Annotated in this window: 18 protein-coding genes and 1 pseudogene; 16 read left to right on the top strand and 3 right to left on the bottom strand. The window is 35.2% G+C overall.

Annotation, left to right across the window (positions count from 1 at the left end):
- Positions 1-1181 (bottom strand): OmpP1/FadL family transporter (locus QZ657_RS16125; protein WP_291968098.1); only part of this gene is annotated, 1181 nt, incomplete at its 3' end.
- The gene (locus QZ657_RS16130; protein WP_291968099.1) at positions 1171-2511 is read right to left on the bottom strand and encodes a DUF4270 family protein; all 1341 of its coding nucleotides are present in this window, start codon (positions 2509-2511) and stop codon (positions 1171-1173) included. The genes QZ657_RS16130 and QZ657_RS16125, both read right to left, overlap by 11 nt.
- A 240-nt stretch (positions 2512-2751) precedes the next feature.
- On the opposite strand from QZ657_RS16130, the gene QZ657_RS16135 reads away from it, so the two are divergent.
- From QZ657_RS16135 to QZ657_RS16190, 12 genes are all read left to right on the top strand, one after another.
- Positions 2752-3741 (top strand): Kelch repeat-containing protein, encoded by a 990-nt coding sequence (locus tag QZ657_RS16135; RefSeq protein WP_291968100.1) that lies wholly within the window; start codon positions 2752-2754, stop codon positions 3739-3741.
- A 74-nt stretch (positions 3742-3815) separates the two neighbouring features.
- Positions 3816-4157 carry a DUF4907 domain-containing protein gene (locus QZ657_RS16140; RefSeq protein WP_291968101.1) on the top strand — a complete coding sequence of 114 codons (342 nt, stop codon included), beginning with the start codon at positions 3816-3818 and terminating at the stop codon, positions 4155-4157.
- A gap of 6 nt (positions 4158-4163) precedes the next feature.
- Positions 4164-5198, top strand: coding sequence for a sensor histidine kinase (locus QZ657_RS16145; RefSeq protein WP_291968102.1), 1035 nt, complete (start codon positions 4164-4166; stop codon positions 5196-5198).
- Positions 5195-5923, top strand: a complete 729-nt coding sequence (locus tag QZ657_RS16150) for a LytR/AlgR family response regulator transcription factor (RefSeq protein ID WP_291962095.1) — start codon at positions 5195-5197, stop codon at positions 5921-5923. The genes QZ657_RS16145 and QZ657_RS16150 overlap by 4 nt, the downstream gene beginning before the upstream one ends.
- Before the next feature lie 115 nt (positions 5924-6038).
- Complete coding sequence (gene pyrR, locus QZ657_RS16155; RefSeq protein ID WP_058105769.1) at positions 6039-6578, top strand: bifunctional pyr operon transcriptional regulator/uracil phosphoribosyltransferase PyrR; 540 nt, start codon at positions 6039-6041, stop codon at positions 6576-6578.
- A 4-nt stretch (positions 6579-6582) separates the two neighbouring features.
- Positions 6583-7509, top strand: a complete 927-nt coding sequence (locus QZ657_RS16160) for an aspartate carbamoyltransferase catalytic subunit (protein ID WP_291968103.1) — start codon at positions 6583-6585, stop codon at positions 7507-7509.
- Between the two features lies 1 nt (position 7510).
- The gene (locus QZ657_RS16165) at positions 7511-7843 is read left to right on the top strand and encodes a hypothetical protein (protein WP_058105771.1); all 333 of its coding nucleotides are present in this window, start codon (positions 7511-7513) and stop codon (positions 7841-7843) included.
- A gap of 42 nt (positions 7844-7885) precedes the next feature.
- Positions 7886-8791: a ribonuclease Z gene (locus QZ657_RS16170; RefSeq protein WP_291968104.1), complete on the top strand. Its 906-nt coding sequence runs from the start codon at positions 7886-7888 to the stop codon at positions 8789-8791.
- A gap of 78 nt (positions 8792-8869) precedes the next feature.
- On the top strand, positions 8870-9517 hold the full coding sequence (gene pdxH / locus QZ657_RS16175; RefSeq protein ID WP_291968105.1) for a pyridoxamine 5'-phosphate oxidase: 648 nt from the start codon (positions 8870-8872) through the stop codon (positions 9515-9517).
- A gap of 10 nt (positions 9518-9527) precedes the next feature.
- Positions 9528-10016 (top strand): SixA phosphatase family protein, encoded by a 489-nt coding sequence (locus QZ657_RS16180; protein WP_276472707.1) that lies wholly within the window; start codon positions 9528-9530, stop codon positions 10014-10016.
- On the top strand, positions 10013-12079 hold the full coding sequence (gene ppk1, locus QZ657_RS16185; protein WP_291968106.1) for a polyphosphate kinase 1: 2067 nt from the start codon (positions 10013-10015) through the stop codon (positions 12077-12079). The genes QZ657_RS16180 and ppk1 overlap by 4 nt, the downstream gene beginning before the upstream one ends.
- An 11-nt stretch (positions 12080-12090) precedes the next feature.
- On the top strand, positions 12091-12981 hold the full coding sequence (locus tag QZ657_RS16190; protein ID WP_291962088.1) for a Ppx/GppA phosphatase family protein: 891 nt from the start codon (positions 12091-12093) through the stop codon (positions 12979-12981).
- Between the two features lie 8 nt (positions 12982-12989).
- On the opposite strand, the gene QZ657_RS16195 is transcribed toward QZ657_RS16190, so the two are convergent.
- Positions 12990-13571: a tRNA-(ms[2]io[6]A)-hydroxylase gene (locus tag QZ657_RS16195; protein WP_276472710.1), complete on the bottom strand. Its 582-nt coding sequence runs from the start codon at positions 13569-13571 to the stop codon at positions 12990-12992.
- 119 nt (positions 13572-13690) lie between these two features.
- Here QZ657_RS16195 and QZ657_RS16200 point away from each other — a divergent pair, with 119 nt between their 5' ends.
- The 4 genes and pseudogenes from QZ657_RS16200 to aroB form a co-directional block, all read left to right on the top strand.
- Positions 13691-14542, top strand: a complete 852-nt coding sequence (locus tag QZ657_RS16200) for an EboA domain-containing protein (RefSeq protein ID WP_291968107.1) — start codon at positions 13691-13693, stop codon at positions 14540-14542.
- Position 14543: 1 nt separating this feature from the next.
- Positions 14544-15452, top strand: coding sequence for a TatD family hydrolase (locus QZ657_RS16205; protein WP_291968108.1), 909 nt, complete (start codon positions 14544-14546; stop codon positions 15450-15452).
- 3 nt (positions 15453-15455) lie between these two features.
- Entirely contained in the window at positions 15456-16355 is a 900-nt protein-coding gene (gene eboC / locus QZ657_RS16210; protein ID WP_291968109.1) for a UbiA-like protein EboC, read from the top strand.
- A 7-nt stretch (positions 16356-16362) separates the two neighbouring features.
- Positions 16363-16833 (top strand): annotated as a pseudogene (aroB, locus tag QZ657_RS16215) (3-dehydroquinate synthase); the annotation flags it as partial.

Below are 16833 nucleotides of genomic sequence, written 5' to 3' on the forward strand. Positions count from 1 at the left end.
TCCTTTACCAAAACGTTTTGTAATAGACCTTTAGATCCATAGCTATATGAAAGGTTGATCATAGAATGGGTTCCTCTACTTGTTGGTATACCAATACCTGCTGTAAAATTGTAGCCCTCAATTTTTTCATCACTAATGGCTAAATATCCATTGTCATAATTATAGCCTAATCTATATGCTATTCTTTGACCATATTTATAGCTGGTTGGGTCTTGAATATATTCTAATCCAAAAGCATAGATGTCTTGGTCTTCATAACTACCTATATTTTCAGATTGATCGGTGTTGGTCCAAAAATTCTTTTTGTAGTCTGCGCTAAATGTCAGCTCTTCAATAGGTTTGATGCTCATACCAAATCCCAACTCAAGGGGCAATTTAAAGTCTGATACGGTATCTGAACTCTCGTCCGCTACAGTAATTTCAATACCGGATAACGACTTGTTGACAGACCTTTTTAAATTGCCGTTTAAACTTGTAGGTAGTTGTACAGTGCTACCTATGGTAATTTTTTCGTTAACATCATATTGCAGCCCAAAGCCAAGTCTTGCACCACTATAATTTGTTTTTTCTATAGATTCAAAAACAGTTGCATTGTAAGTAAAAGATTCCGTCTCTTCGATGTTTCCAAATAGGAATGAAGCACTTAGACCTAACCTAAGTTCAGGAATTAAGGCATAACCAATATTAAGTTTAATATCATTTAGCCCCCCCAAACCGGTTACGTTACTTTCAAATGAATTTGTAGACCCTTCAATGTTGCTACTTACACCAAGTAGGGAATATCCAACATCACTATAAGGTACCATGGTTATGCCTGCACCAAAATTTTCTGCAATTCTAAAACCAAAGGCAATATTGGAAAAATTGACAGTTGATTTTTCTTCTGTATCAGATGTATTGCTGTAATTATTGAATTCTCCGGTAACCCCAATATCATACAAGAAAGAGTTTTGGGGTATTAATGCATAATTGGCAGGGTTTACGTTATTCAATTCGTAAGGAGACTTAATACCTATACCGCTATAGCCTAAACTATTGAACTTTCCAATACTGGTTTGGTTAATAACACCTAGTCCGTATAAGGAATAAGGAGAACTGGTTAATGCTTCTGATTGTGCTGAAATTTGCTGTATGCAAATAAAAGCTCCTATGGTGACCACTATAATTTGGTTAATCTTCATCGTAAATACCGTATGTTAATTCTAAAATTGTTTCGTTTTCCCCATTACCGTTTCCGCTCATAATAAATCGATCTACAGTAGAATTATAATCAACAGGAAGTAAGATTAAAGCATCATCAATATCCCTGTCCTTTAGGTAAAGCTCTTCTAAATAATAAGACAGGGATATTTCATAATAGATGTCGTTAAATTCTTGATTGTCCCTGTTTAAAATAGCATAGGAAGTAGAGGACAAGGTTTCGGTCAAATCATTGTTTTGGTCAACGACATATACCGCAAGGGTGTCTCTTAGTTTTAGATTGTCGTTATAAGATTGGGCAACTGGTTTTATTTTAAGGGTGCCGTCCAATATGGTGCCACTGCCAGGTATGTCGTAAAGACTCGTAATACTTGGAAATTGTACCCTCATGGCTATTCCTACACCAGATTGAATGTAGCTTTCGTTGTTAGAATCGGAACTTTCTAAGTTGACCTTGCTATCCGTTAAGCCCTGTAGCGGTGTAGTGGGATCTTCTGCGGTTATGCTATTAAAGAAAGGAATTGGTGTGGTTGTTGCGTTTATCTGAATATCAAAATATTCCTGTTCAGATTCATATTCGGTTTCTGTACTGTAATATAAGCGCATGTAAGTATTCTCAGAAGATTTTGAAAAACCGATGATTGAGCCATTGTCGGTTTCGTCAGGTAATAGCGCTATGCCTTTAAAGTAATCCCTATATTCATCAGAATTTACAATGTCTTTCTCCTGTAGTTTCGAGAATATATCCTTACCAAAATCGTCTATAATTTTTATGGTTATAGAGTCTCCTGCCAAAGGTCTTGGATTGTATTCGTAGAAACCTAGGTCATCTTCATCATAGCTGATTTTACTGGTATTGTAGAAGTAATCATCACTTTCGGGATTCAGGTTTTCTATAATTTTTTTAATGTGAATGGTGTTTTTCTGTAGCGTGTCATTGTAGTAGTAATTATCATAGCCCAAGACCATTACCAAACTATCAAATACCGCCTCAGAATCTATGGTATAGGTCTCTGGTAAAAACTGCATGTAGCTAGATGCCCTAACGGTACCAAAAACAGCATCTGAATATTTTCCTGTAAGAATTCTTGTAGATTCAGAAGTAGCTAAACTATCGAACTTAATGGTAGAGGTGTTTACCGTTAATGTATCGATCAATATGAGGCGAATGTTACTATCGGTAAATGTTTCACCGGCTACAAAATCGGTGTCATTATATATGTCATCACTGCAAGAGATAACGACTATTGTAAATAAACCACCGATGATTATGATGTGGAGTGCACGTAGATTGTTTAAGAACACCTTCATTTAAATTTAGTTTTCATCAAAGCTAAATACCCAATGCGGTTGTAAAAACCTGAATAGACGAATCCGTAATGTTAAGGGATGAAATCTATGATTTAAACTATTAATGAAATGTTTGTGTTCGTAGATGAAAACCTAGGATTGGTATGTTAAAAATCAATCTTAATCTATTGTGTTTTTTAGAACCCTGGGGTCTCTAGTAGATTTGATTTCTCAAAGAAAGAACCTTAAAACAAAAAAGTAATGAATAAAAGAAAATCGTATGTATACAAAATTACCGGGTTGGCGCTTTTGGCCATGTTAGTTACAAGTTGTTCAAGTGATGATGACGACGATTTAGGTAACTGGGTAGATAAATCTGTATTTGATGGTAGTCCAAGAAGTAGTGTATCTGGTTTTACAATAGGTAATACTGGGTATATGGGTGTTGGTTATGATGGAGACGATTATTTGGCTTCCTTTTGGGCATACGATATTGAAGGTGACTACTGGTCTCAAAAAGCTGATTTTCCTGGAGCTGCTAGAAATGCGGCCGTAGGTTTTGAGATTGACGGTACTGGTTATATAGGTTCTGGGTATGATGGTGTAGATGAATTGACGGATTTTTATAGTTATGATACTGCCTCTAATACATGGACGGAAATTGCCTCTTTACCAACAGCAAGAAGAAGTGCTGTAGGTTTTGGAATTAACGGCTATGGTTATGTGGGTACAGGATATGATGGCGAAAATGATAGAAAGGATTTCTATAAGTATAACCCTGCAACCGATTCTTGGACAGAATTAGTTGGTTTTGGTGGAAACAAAAGAAGATCGGCAACTACATTTACCATTGATGGTTTGGTGTATTTAGGTACTGGAGTGTCCAACGGGGTATACTTAGATGATTTTTGGGTATTTGATCCTGCTACTGAAAGTTGGACCTCAAAGTTAGACCTTGATGAAGAAGATGATTATGCTATTGCAAGAAGTAATGCTGTTGGATTTACGTTAAACGGATATGGTTATATAGCAACCGGAGAATTAGGTGGTGCTACCAATACAGTTTGGGAGTACGATCCAGCTTCAGATGAATGGGAACAAAAAACATCTTTTGAAGGAGCTACAAGGCAAGATGCCATTGCTTTTTCAAATGGAAGTCGAGTATTTATAGGAATGGGTAGAACTGGATCATTATACCTAGATGATTTAGATGAATTTTTTCCATTGGATGAGTACGATGACGAAGATTAATTTTTCATAGTGAGTGCAATTGTTAATTTTTTGGGTCAATCTGTGAAGGTTGGCCCATTTTTAAACATTTATTTATGAGTTCTACTGTAAAATACTCGCTTGCTATTGTGCTATTTTTGGTACTTGGCTTTGGTAGTGTAATTTATAATCGATCTGAGACCATCCAAAACCAAATATTTGAAAGTCAAATAGTAAGTCTAAATGATGGATTTGGTTATAAGATTTTGAGAGGAGAAAAGATAGTGATTGTACAAGAGTTCGTTCCCGGTCTTCCAGGTAAGCAACAATTTGTTTCTAAAGAAGAAGCTCAGAAAACGGCAAACTTGGTACTATCTAAATTAGAAGAGGGGAAATCGCCAATTTTATTACCGGCAGATCTGGCGAAATTGAATATTTCAACCCAAGTAGGTCATTGATAGTATATGAGATCGATAATTAATAATAGAATTCAGATAGTTGTCCATATCAGCATTTGGATTCTGTTTTATGGACTCACATTTTATCCTGTTCTAAATGATGCAAGACCTATTCCTTCAGATGTGTTTCCAAAGCTCATTGTAATTATAGTGCTATTTTATTTCAATTATTTTTACTTAGTACCAGAGTATTTACTGAAAAAGACAGTGCTCTTTTATTTATTTCTTTCACTGGGACTTTTGATTTTTTCGGTGTATTTGCTCAATCATTTTTTTCCGCAAAGAATACCCGATAATTTCTTTATGGAACAAGAAAGACTAAGGGGAATTGGTTTTATGCCGTTTTATAGAGCGTTCGTAAATCTTGGAATACCTTATGTGATCAGTGCCATTTTAAGAATGTATGTTGAATGGAAACGTAATGAGAATTTACGTTTATCGGTTGAAAAGGAAAATATTAAGTCTGAGCTACAATTTTTAAAGGCGCAATTAAATCCACATTTTTTGTTCAATACGCTTAATACCATTTATGCCTTATCCGTAAAAAAATCTCCAGACACCTCTGAAGCAATAGTTGATTTATCGGAACTTATGAGATATATGATCTATGAGGCAGATAAAGACTTAGTGCCTTTAAATAAAGAACTGGATTATATAAAAAGTTATATACAGTTACAGCGATTAAGACTATCTGATAGTGAAAATGTATCCTTAAAGATTACGGGGGAAGATAGAGGGCGTGCGGTGCCGCCTTTGCTATTTATCTCGTTTATAGAAAATGCCTTTAAGTACGGTACGGATTACAAGGGTAAAACCTATGTGAAAATTTCATTGATAATTACAGATGCCTCTATCTATTTAAACGTTAAGAATAAAATTGGGGTTTTTAGAGAACCCACCAAGAACTCGGGTATAGGGCTTGAGAATATTAGAAATCAGTTAGAATTGATATATCCAGGTCTGCACAACTTAGAGGTTAGTAATGACGGCCAAGATTATGAAGTTTCTTTAACCATTTACCAAAAACAATCAAGCTTATGAAATGTATAATTATAGATGATGAGCCTTTGGCGATCGAGATTCTAACGGGCTATTGTGAAAAGCTAGACTTTATAGAGTTGGTGAACTCATATACCAATCCGCTCGATGCTATTACGGAAATTAAGGAGAAGAAAATAGATTTGATCTTTTGTGATATAGAAATGCCCCAAATAAACGGTATAGATTTTATGGGCACTTTAGATAACAGACCGTTGTTCATATTTACCACTGCTTATTCACATTATGCTGTAGATGGGTTTGAGTTGAATGCAGTAGATTATTTGGTGAAACCTATACCTTATCATCGTTTTATAAAATCAGTATCAAGAGTACAAGATTTAATTTCAAAAAAACAAAAGCCAATTATGGAAGCAAACGTTTTCTCATCTACCGGTGATAGTACAGTAGAAAAAAAGTTCATTTTTGTGAAGGCGGAATATGAAAGTATAAAAATAGATTTGGACCAAATTGAATATGTACAAGGTTTAAAAGATTATTTGAAAATTCATATTGCCAACACCAATAAAACCATTTTAACGTTAATGAGCTTTAAGGAGATTATGGGTAAGTTACCTGCAAATCAATTTCTTAGGGTGCATAAATCCTATGTGGTCAATGTAAATTATATTAAAACGGTACAGCGTAACAGAATAGTTATTAATGACATGCGCATACCTATTGGTGAAAGCCATAAAGAAGCCTTCTTTTCTATCTTGGGCTTATAGATTTCACGTTCATTGACCTAAATTTATTTTTTTTTGATTTTACTTCCTTATTTTGGCTGTCAAAGTTTAGATAGAATTATCTATTTTTGTTAAGCTAAAAGCACGGGTGCCCATTATGAGTCAAAAAGTTTTACTCTCTTCCAAAGAAATACATATCATCCTGCACAGATTGGCTTGCCAATTGCTTGAGAACCATTTAAATTTTGAAAATACAGTTTTAATTGGAATTCAACCAAGGGGAAAATTTCTTGCTGAACGCTTGAATAAAATTTTAAAGGAGGAGTATAAAGTAAAGAAGATAGACTTAGGGTTTTTGGATATTACTTTTTATCGTGATGATTTTAGAAGAGGAGAAAAGACCCTAGAGGCCACAAAAACAAAGATAGATTTCTTGGTAGAGGACAAAAACGTTGTTTTAATTGACGATGTGCTGTACACTGGTAGAAGTATAAATGCGGCTTTAACTGCCTTGCAATCTTTTGGCAGACCAAAAGATGTAGAGTTGTTATGTTTAATAGATCGCAGATTCAGTAGGCATTTGCCTATACAACCCAATTACAGAGGTCGCCAGGTAGACGCCATAAATGATGAGAAGGTAAAGGTGATGTGGGAAGAAAATGACGGGGAAGATATAATATACTTAGTAAATAGATAAGAAAATGAGCGAACTGAGTGTTAAACACTTACTGGGAATTAAATACCTAAAGGAAACCGATATTCAGCTTATTTTTGAAACTGCCGATCATTTTAAAGAGGTGATCAACCGTTCTATTAAAAAAGTGCCTTCGCTTAGAGATATTACCATTGCCAATATATTTTTTGAGAACAGTACTAGGACTAAACTGTCTTTTGAATTGGCGGAAAAGCGTTTATCTGCAGACGTGCTTAATTTTTCCGCAAGTCAGTCTTCGGTTAAAAAAGGTGAAACCTTAATAGATACGGTAAATAACATTCTATCTATGAAAGTAGATATGGTGGTGATGAGGCATCCTAACCCTGGTGCGGGCATATTTTTATCCAAACATGTAAATGCATCAATCTTAAATGCTGGTGATGGTGCACATGAGCATCCAACACAAGCATTGTTGGATTCTTACTCTATACGTGAAAAATTAGGAGACGTAGCAGGCAAAAATGTAGTGATAGTTGGTGATATTCTTCATTCACGGGTTGCCCTTTCAAATATTTTTGCGTTAAAATTACAAGGAGCAAATGTTAAGGTGTGTGGTCCTAAAACATTGCTTCCTAAGTACATAGAATCTTTAGGGGTCGGTGTAGAAACCAATTTAAGAAAAGCGTTGGAGTGGTGCGATGTAGCTAACATGCTGCGCATACAAAACGAAAGATTGGATATAAGTTATTTCCCGACCACACGAGAGTATACCCAACAATTTGGGGTGAATAAAAAATTGCTTGATAGCTTGGATAAGGAAATTGTAATAATGCACCCAGGTCCAATAAACAGAGGTGTGGAAATTACAAGTGATGTGGCAGATTCCAAGCAATCTATAATCTTAAATCAGGTAGAAAACGGAGTTGCCATTCGTATGGCGGTAATTTATTTATTGGCATCTAAAATAAAATAATATGATTTTCACTAAAGAAGAATCGTTGATTATTGTATCTCAAGAAGAAATTTCAATTGAGCGTTTTTTAGAGAATTTGCAGAAAGAATATGCAAAATTAAAAAACGATAATTTGGTGTTAGACTTGTTAAGCTTCTCAAAGTTGACACCTTATAATGTTATCTCATTTTTAGAAATAGCAAGAATGCATAAAAAGAACGGACAGTCGTTCGTTTTGGTATCGGATAAAGTGTCTTACGATGATGTTCCTGAAGAAATTAATCTTGTGCCAACCCTTCAAGAAGCTAGAGATGTTGTTGAAATGGAAGAAATAGAACGTGATTTGGGTATATAACAATACGCAAAGCACAGATAAGAATACTTAAGTACTTATTTTATGCGCCTTACTGTATTGGGTTGTTATGCGGCAACACCAAGAACGCTTACGAATCCTACGTCACAAGTTTTAGAAATTAATAATCAAGTTGTATTAATTGATTGTGGTGAGGGAACCCAGGTAGAGCTTAGAAGGCATAAAATAAAGTTCTCAAGAATAAACCATATTTTCATTTCTCACCTACATGGAGATCACTTTTTTGGACTCCCAGGTTTTATCTCTACCATGAGATTATTGGGCAGAGAGAAAGCACTTCATGTATACGGTCCCAAAGGAATTAAAGAGGCTATCACATTGCTTTTGAAATTGGGAGATTCTTGGACCAACTACCCATTGTTATTTCATGAACTTACCAGTAAGGAACAGGAGCTTATCTTTGAGGATGATAAGATAAGTGTAACTACCATACCATTAGATCATAGGGTATATACAAATGGCTACTTGTTCAGGGAAAAGTTGGGCAAGAGAAAGCTGAATGTTACTGCGGCAGAAAAGTATGGGATTGACAAAGCTTACTATAACAATATAAAAAACGGAAAGAATATAACTCTGGATAATGGTACTATTGTATCCAATAGTGAATTAACCTTTGATCCGCCTGAGCCAAAATCTTATGCATTTTGTAGTGATACCGTTTATGATGAAAGTTTGGCTGAAAAAATTAAAAATGTAGACGTTTTATATCATGAATCTACATTTTTGGAAACAGAGACCGATCTTGCCGTGAAAACTAAGCATGCTACCGCTAAACAAGCCGCTATGGTTGCAAAGGAAGCTAATGTAAAAACCTTAGTGTTAGGTCATTACTCTACCCGTTATAAATCAATAGCATTGTTTAAAGAAGAAGCTTCAACTATCTTCAATAATGTGCTTCTTGCTGACGACGGAAAAACATTCGATTTTTAAACCTTTTAATACGTTTTTATAACGTTTATTTTCCTTTCTTTTTAGAACTTTGTTTATCTTGTTTTTAACACGAAAATGATGCAGAAAGATTTAGGTGATTATAGAAAATCCTACGAGAAAAGTGCGTTGGTAGAAGACAGTATATCTGATAATCCAATACAGCTGTTTCAAACATGGTTTTATGAGGTTGAAAAATCCGATGGGATAGATGAACCCAATGCCATGACGGTTTCTACGGTAGGTCTAGATGGTTTTCCAAAAAGTAGGGTAGTACTTCTTAAGAAATATACGCATGAGGGTTTTATCTTTTATACGAACTACAATAGCGAAAAGGGAAAAGCTATTAGTGAAAACCCAAATCTCTGTCTGTCCTTTTTTTGGGCAAACCTAGAACGCCAGGTAATCATAAAAGGTGTTGCCGAAAAATTGCCCAAAAATCTTTCTGATGGTTATTTTGAGTCAAGACCTGAAGGAAGTAAATTAGGAGCATTAGTATCGGATCAAAGTACTGTAATTGATTCCAGAGCCGTATTGGAAGATAAATTGGCCAAGCTGGAAAAAGAATATAACGGCAAAGAAATAGAAAGGCCTAAACATTGGGGCGGCTATTTGGTAAGACCGCAATCTATAGAATTTTGGCAAGGCAGACCTAACAGGCTACATGATAGAATTAGGTACACACTTACCAGTGAATATGATTGGAAAATAGAGCGTTTGGCTCCTTAACTATTTGAAAATGAAGAATCTATTTTTAATGCGTCACGGTAAGTCTTCTTGGGAGCTTAATGTAAGTGATCAGGACAGGGCTCTTTTACAAAGAGGAATTTCTGATGCCCGTTTGGTAGCCGAAGAGATGCAAAGATTAAATTTGAAAATAGATCACGTTTATACCAGCCCGGCAAATAGAGCTTTTCATACGTGTATGATTTGCTTACGAGTACTATATTATCCACTGGAGAATTGTAATGTTACCGCAGACCTGTATGATTTTTCAGGAAATCAAGTGTTTCAGTTTATTCAAGATTTAGACGATAAATTAGATAATGTACTTCTGTTTGGGCACAACCATACTTTTACTCATTTGGCAAATTCTATGGGTAATAAGCATATTGACAATGTGCCAACTAGCGGATTCGTTCATTTGCAATTCAACGAAAATACCTGGGCTAAAGTTATAAAAGGCTCAACGATACAAACCATTTTTCCTAAGCAACTAAAAGCATGATAAAAAATAACAACCAGTACGTAAATAGAGAAATAAGTTGGTTATGGTTTAACGAGCGTGTACTGCAGGAAAGTGCGGACAAAAATGTTCCGTTAATTGAAAGATTACGTTTTTTAGGTATTTTTTCCAACAATTTAGATGAGTTCTTTAAGGTTAGGTATGCAACCGTTAAACGTATAGTTGAAGCCGGTAAAACTGGTAAAAGTGTATTGGGAGGAGAAAAAGCAAAAGACCTTCTGGAAGAAATTACGAATATTGTAATTGAACAACAGACTAAGAGTTTAACAATTTTGAGAAGAATTGAGCATGAACTTGAGGGTAAAAACATTTTCATTTTAAAGGAAACCGAATTAAACGATAATCAAAAGGAATTTGTAAAAGCCTATTTCCTAAAAGAGGTTAGTCCGCAATTAATGACCATAATCTTAAATGATCTAACCGGTTTCCCTACCTTAAAAGATACTGCAGCGTATCTGGCGGTTAAAATGGTTATTAAAAGTGATGAAAGTAAGAAAGAAAAACGATATGCACTTATTGAAATTCCAAAGGGTATAGATCGTTTTGTGGTATTGCCTGATGAAGGAGAAAAAAGCTATATCATTATTCTAGACGATTTAATAAGATACTGCCTAGGTAATATTTTTACCATGTTCGAATATGAATCTATTTCTGCCCACATGATAAAAATTACTAGAGATGCAGAGTTAGATATAGATAATGATTTAAGTAAAAGTTTTATCGAGAAAATATCTTCTAGTGTTGAACATAGAAAAATAGGTGATCCTGTACGCTTTGTTTATGATAAAAGTATTGGCAGGGATACTTTGACATTTTTGAAAGAGAAAATGAACATAGAGGATACGGATAGTGTAATTCCTGGAGGAAGATATCACAATCGTAGAGATTATATGGGTTTTCCAAGCTTGGGTAGAAAAGATTTGTTGTATGACAAAATAACTCCGCTACCGGTTAAAGGGCTTAGTGTAGAAGGTAGTATTCTTGAAAGTATCGCTAAAAAAGACTATTTACAATATACACCTTACCATACGTTTACCTACGTACTGAAATTTTTACGAGAAGCCGCACTTGATCCAAAAGTGCGTACCATAAAGATTACGGTTTATAGACTGGCAAGTAACTCGCAAATAGCGGCAAGTTTGATCAATGCGGTTAAAAATGGTAAACAGGTAACCGTTCAAATTGAACTTCAGGCACGTTTTGATGAGCAGGCAAATATTGAATATGCAGAGCAGTTACAGTCAGAAGGGGTTAAATTAATATTTGGCGTTCCAGGTTTAAAAGTACATAGTAAAATTTGCTTGATAGAGCGTGAAGAAAATGGAGCTTTAAAGCGATACGGTTTTGTGAGTACAGGTAATTTTAATGAATCTACCGCAAGAATTTATACAGATTTTACTCTTTTTACAGCAGATGATTCTATACTAAAAGAGTTGAATAAAGTCTTTGATTTTTTTGAGACTACCTACAAGATCAACAAGTATAAACATCTTATAGTTTCTCCGCATTATACCAAAAATGCGTTTATAAAATTAATTGATAATGAGATAGCAAATGCCAAGCAGGGCAAAGTAGCTTTTATCAAAATAAAAATGAACAGTTTTACCTCTTACAAAATGGTAGATAAACTGTATGAGGCTAGTAGGGCAGGGGTAAAGATCCAGTTGATCATAAGAGGTATATGTTGCTTAATACCAGGGGTTGAGGGTATGAGTGAAAACATAGAAGCTATAAGTGTTATAGATAAGTTTTTAGAGCATACTCGTTTCTTTGCGTTTGCAAACGGTGGCGATACTAAAATGTATTTATCATCTGCAGATTGGATGACCAGAAATCTTGATTACAGAGTAGAAGTTGGTTGTCCTATTTATGACGAGGATATTAAAAAAGAATTGATGGATACTTTTGATATCTGTTGGAAGGATAATACGAAAGCCCGTGTGTTCAATGCTGCACAAGATAATGCCTATAGAAAGACTACGTTGCCTAGAATTAGGTCTCAATTTGCAACATATGAGTACTACGCGAATAGACAGGAATTATAAAATAGAATCTTTTGAAGGTTAGAAAATTTGCAGCAATAGATATAGGCTCCAACGCCATAAGGTTACTCACACATAACGTGATTGAAGATAAGGGTAAAAAGACCCAATTTAGAAAAAGTGCCTTGGTTAGGGTTCCTGTAAGACTGGGTGAAGATTCGTTTACGGTTGGTGAAATATCAGAAGTAAACGAAACAAGGTTGATAAAAGCAATGAAAGCCTTTAAGCTTTTAATGGAGGTCGCTGGAGTTGAGAAATATAGAGCCTGTGCCACCTCTGCAATGAGAGAAGCGAATAACGGAAATGAGATTATAGAGAAGGTCTCAAAAGAATCTGGAATTCAAATTGATCTCATAGATGGTAAACAAGAAGCAGCTATAATAGCTTCAACAGACCTAAAGAATCTTATTACCAACGATCAATCTTACTTGTATATTGATGTTGGTGGGGGTAGTACGGAATTTACCGTATTTTCTCAGGGCAAGATTCAAGTATCAAAGTCCTTTAAACTAGGTACGGTAAGGCTGTTAAATGATATGGTAAAGCCAGAAACTTGGAAAAAATTAGAAGAATGGATAAAGGTAAATTTAAAGGATAGGCCTAAAATATCTATAATCGGTTCTGGCGGTAACATCAACAAATTACATAAATTATCTGGTAGAAAAGAGGGTGAGCCATTATCTTATATTTGGTTGAATGCGCAATATCATTTTTTGGATAGCTTAAGTTATGATGATAGAATATCGGAACTGGGCTTAAATCCAGATAGGGCAGATGTAATAATACCGGCAACCAAAATTTTCCTTTCGGCTGCAAAATGGAGCGGTGCAAAAAAAATACATGTACCCAAAATAGGACTGTCCGATGGTATCATTAAAGATTTGTACAATTCTGAAAATAAGTAGATAGATATTTAACCGTGAATAGATTCTTTGGTTCCTAAATCTTTCATGATCTGGGCTTCGTATTCTAGAAGGCTGTCCCATTTTTTATTGACCTCTTCAAGATCACCGTATTTACGTGCAAACTTTAAGAACATGGTATAATGACCTGCCTCGCTGACCATAAGTTTATGGTAGAAGTCCGCTAATTTTTTATCTTCCAACTCTTCAGAAAGTAGTCTAAAACGTTCGCAGCTTCTAGCCTCTATTAATGCCGCATAAAGTAAACGATGTACCAATTGTGTAGTTCTGCTTCCTCCTTTGGGGAAAAATTTGATCAACTCAATTACGTAGTCATCCTTTCTGTCTCTGCCTAAAGTATTGCCGCGTTGTAAAATAAGGTCATGCACCATTTTAAAATGACCCATCTCCTCTCTAGATAACGCGACCATTTCAGTAACAAGGTCGGTATATTCGGGAAAAGATACAATTAGGGATATTGCCGTACTAGCAGCTTTTTGCTCGCAATATGCATGGTCTGTTAATATTTCGTCTATATTTTTTTCGACAATATTCACCCATCTTGGATCTGTAGGTAGTTTTAATCCTAGCATAATTTTCTTTTTTTCAAAATTAGAAAGATTTTAAAGATCAAACGAATTTTAATCAAAAAGCTAGGCGTCTTACTGCTGAATAATAATTATTTTTGAGATACCATCGATCAAACATCAAAATGCATAATAGACAGGATATTCAGAATATTTTAATCCAATACGGACCGGCAGAAAGTGTCGCTTGGTTAATGGGTAAAACTGAAAAGTTAGCTTTGGAAAAATCTTCAAAAGATTTGTTCATGGCTTACAGTTTAATAAATATGAAATTTGACGGTGTAGAATCACTGGTATTTAAAAGTCAAAAATCTAAAAGTGCACATTACTTTAGCGAACATAAAGCTAATGTTTTGGAAATAGCGCGAATTTTTTTGTTGTCAGAAGTACTCTCACAAGATTTGGATTTCTTTACGCCTAAAGTAGCAAATATCATTCAGGTAGCTGATACTGGAGAGCTAAAGACCTTTTTAAAATATTTGATATTACTGCCAAACCCAGAAGCTTATAAGAATGCGGCAGTAGAAGCTTTGAGAACGAACATAGCTACTGTTTTTGATGCCATATCAATGAACAATCCATATCCGGCTAAATATTTTAATGATCAACAATGGAATCAAATGTATTTAAAAGCCGCATTTATGGAGCGTGACCTTTCAAGAATAGAATCTGTGGACGAAAGGGCAAATGAAGATTTAGCTAGAATAATATCCGATTATGCACATGAAAAATGGGCTGCAGGCAGAAAAATAAATCCATTGTTCTGGAGACCTGTTTCAAAATTTTTAAATGAGCAGCTTTTCGGTGATATGAAGACATTACTTAACAGTGATGATGTTGTAGAAAATTTAGCCGGAGCTCTTTGCTGTTATTATTCAGAAAACGAAAAAGCCCTTGCGCTTTTAAATGGAAAGCCAGAGCTAAAACATAAAATTGCCGACGGGCACACCACTTGGAATACGATAAAACAACATTAGAATGGAAGATAAAATGATGATTATAGATCCGCATGTACACATGACTTCAAGAACGACCGATGATTATGAAGCTATGGCTGCTGCGGGGGTTGTTGCGATAATAGAGCCTTCGTTTTGGCTTGGTCAGCCTAGAACCCAAGTAGGGTCTTTTCAGGATTACTTTAGTAGTTTGGTAGGTTGGGAGCCATTTAGGGCCAGCCAATTCGGAATTAAACATTACTGTACTATTGGTTTAAATTCCAAAGAAGCTAATAACGAAGCTTTGGCTGAACAAGTAATAGAATTATTGCCTTTATACTTACATAAAGAGAATGTAGTTGCTATTGGGGAAATTGGATATGATGATCAAACACCTGCAGAGGATAAGTTTTTTAGAATGCAGCTAGATATTGCCAAAGAACTTAACATGACCGTACAGGTGCATACACCACACCGAGATAAAAAAGCAGGAACCATAAAGAGTATGGAGGTTTGTTTGGAACATGGTTTGGACCCATCGAACGTTATAATAGATCATAATAATGAGGAAACCGTAAAAGAGGTTCTTGACCGTGGTTTTATTGCTGCTTTTACCATTTATCCCAAAACAAAAATGGGCAACGAGCGTATGGTAGAAGTTGTTAAAAAATATGGTAGTAATAATATTATAGTGGATAGTTCTGCAGATTGGGGTGTAAGTGACCCTTTAGCAGTGCCAAAAACAGCATCTTTAATGTTGAAAAGAGGTATAGCTTTAGAAGATGTTAGAAAAACCTGCTATCAAAATGCCTTGGATGCTTTTAGTAAAAATGGTAAAATGAAAGAAGCACATTGGTTGCAGCCAGATAGTATTAATCAATCACAGCTTTTTAACGATAATAGTGTTCTTAGAGGGCAAAAACCTCGTATTGACGAAGATCAAATCATTTAACAAATGAAAGAGAAGTTAATGGGTTTTGCCCGTTTGGCAAGACCTGCGAATTTACCAACTGCAGCAGCGGATATAATGGCAGGATTCGCTATTGCCTTGTATCTAAAGAACATCGTTGTAATTGATTTTTTAAAGGAGCATAATGTTGATCTTTTGCTATTGGTAATTTCATCTGTAAGTTTATATGCAGGCGGTGTGGTATTTAACGATGTTTTCGATGCAGATCTAGATGCGGTCGAAAGACCGGAGAGGGCAATTCCAAGCGGACTTGTGCCCAAAAAGGAAGCTATTTATTTTGGTACAATTCTCATGCTGATCGGTATAACATTGGCATTTAAAACTACTGTATTATCAGGTTTAATATCCGTTGCTCTGACTATGGCAATCTTAACTTATGATGGCTATTTTAAGAAATTTAATTTTTTCGGACCCTTAAATATGGGGATTTGCCGTGGATTAAACCTTCTAATGGGTATGTCTATTCTGGGAAGTTTAGATCAATGGTACATTTCATTGGTTCCTGTAGTTTATATTTTTGCCATTACTTTGATAAGTAGGGGCGAGGTCCATGGCAATAATAAAAAGCACATTGTATGGGCGGGTATTTTATATGCATTGGTTATAACTTCTATATTGTTCATGGTAATGTGGCAAACTTCTCAAATTTTAGCTTTAGTTCCATTTTTATTTTTGTTTGGGTGTTTGATTTTTAAGCCCTTGATTAAAGCGTATAAAGAAAATTCGCCTAAAAATATTAAAAGTGCGGTAATGGGTGGTGTTTTGTCGCTAGTAGTAATGAACACTTGTTGGGTGGCCGGTTTTTCTAATTGGTATTTGGCATTGGTCGTTTTATTATTGTTACCATTATCCATGCTTTTGTCAAAATTATTTGCAGTAACATAAAATGAATATGCAATTACAACCTATAAAACAGTCTTTTCAAGTACAGTATGATTATCAATTATATTTTACTTCTGGACTATTTGCTTTAGAAAATCCTTTATTCGCAAATCTTATTTCGGATTATAAAGATTTTGAGCCAGTTAAACTTCTCTTTGTGTTGGATGACGGAGTTAAAAATCATCATCGAGCTCTAGTAAGCCAAATTGAAAATTATTGCAATAAACATAAGCAAACTGTAAAATATACCGGCACTTTAGTGTTGCCAGGGGGAGAACAAGTAAAGAATAGTGATACAGCTATTGAATCAGTGTTAAAAGGGGTAAACGATAATAAAATTTGTCGTCATTCTTTTGTGGTAGTTATTGGTGGCGGTGCTGTAATTGATATGGTCGGCTATGCGGCAGCTATAGCACATAGAGGCGTTAAATTAATAAGAATACCTACAACGGTATTATCACAGAACGATTCTGCAGTAGGG

The sequence above is a fragment of the Maribacter sp. genome (genome assembly GCA_020629415.1).
In the GTDB taxonomy this organism is placed as follows: Bacteria; Bacteroidota; Bacteroidia; order Flavobacteriales; family Flavobacteriaceae; genus Maribacter; species Maribacter huludaoensis.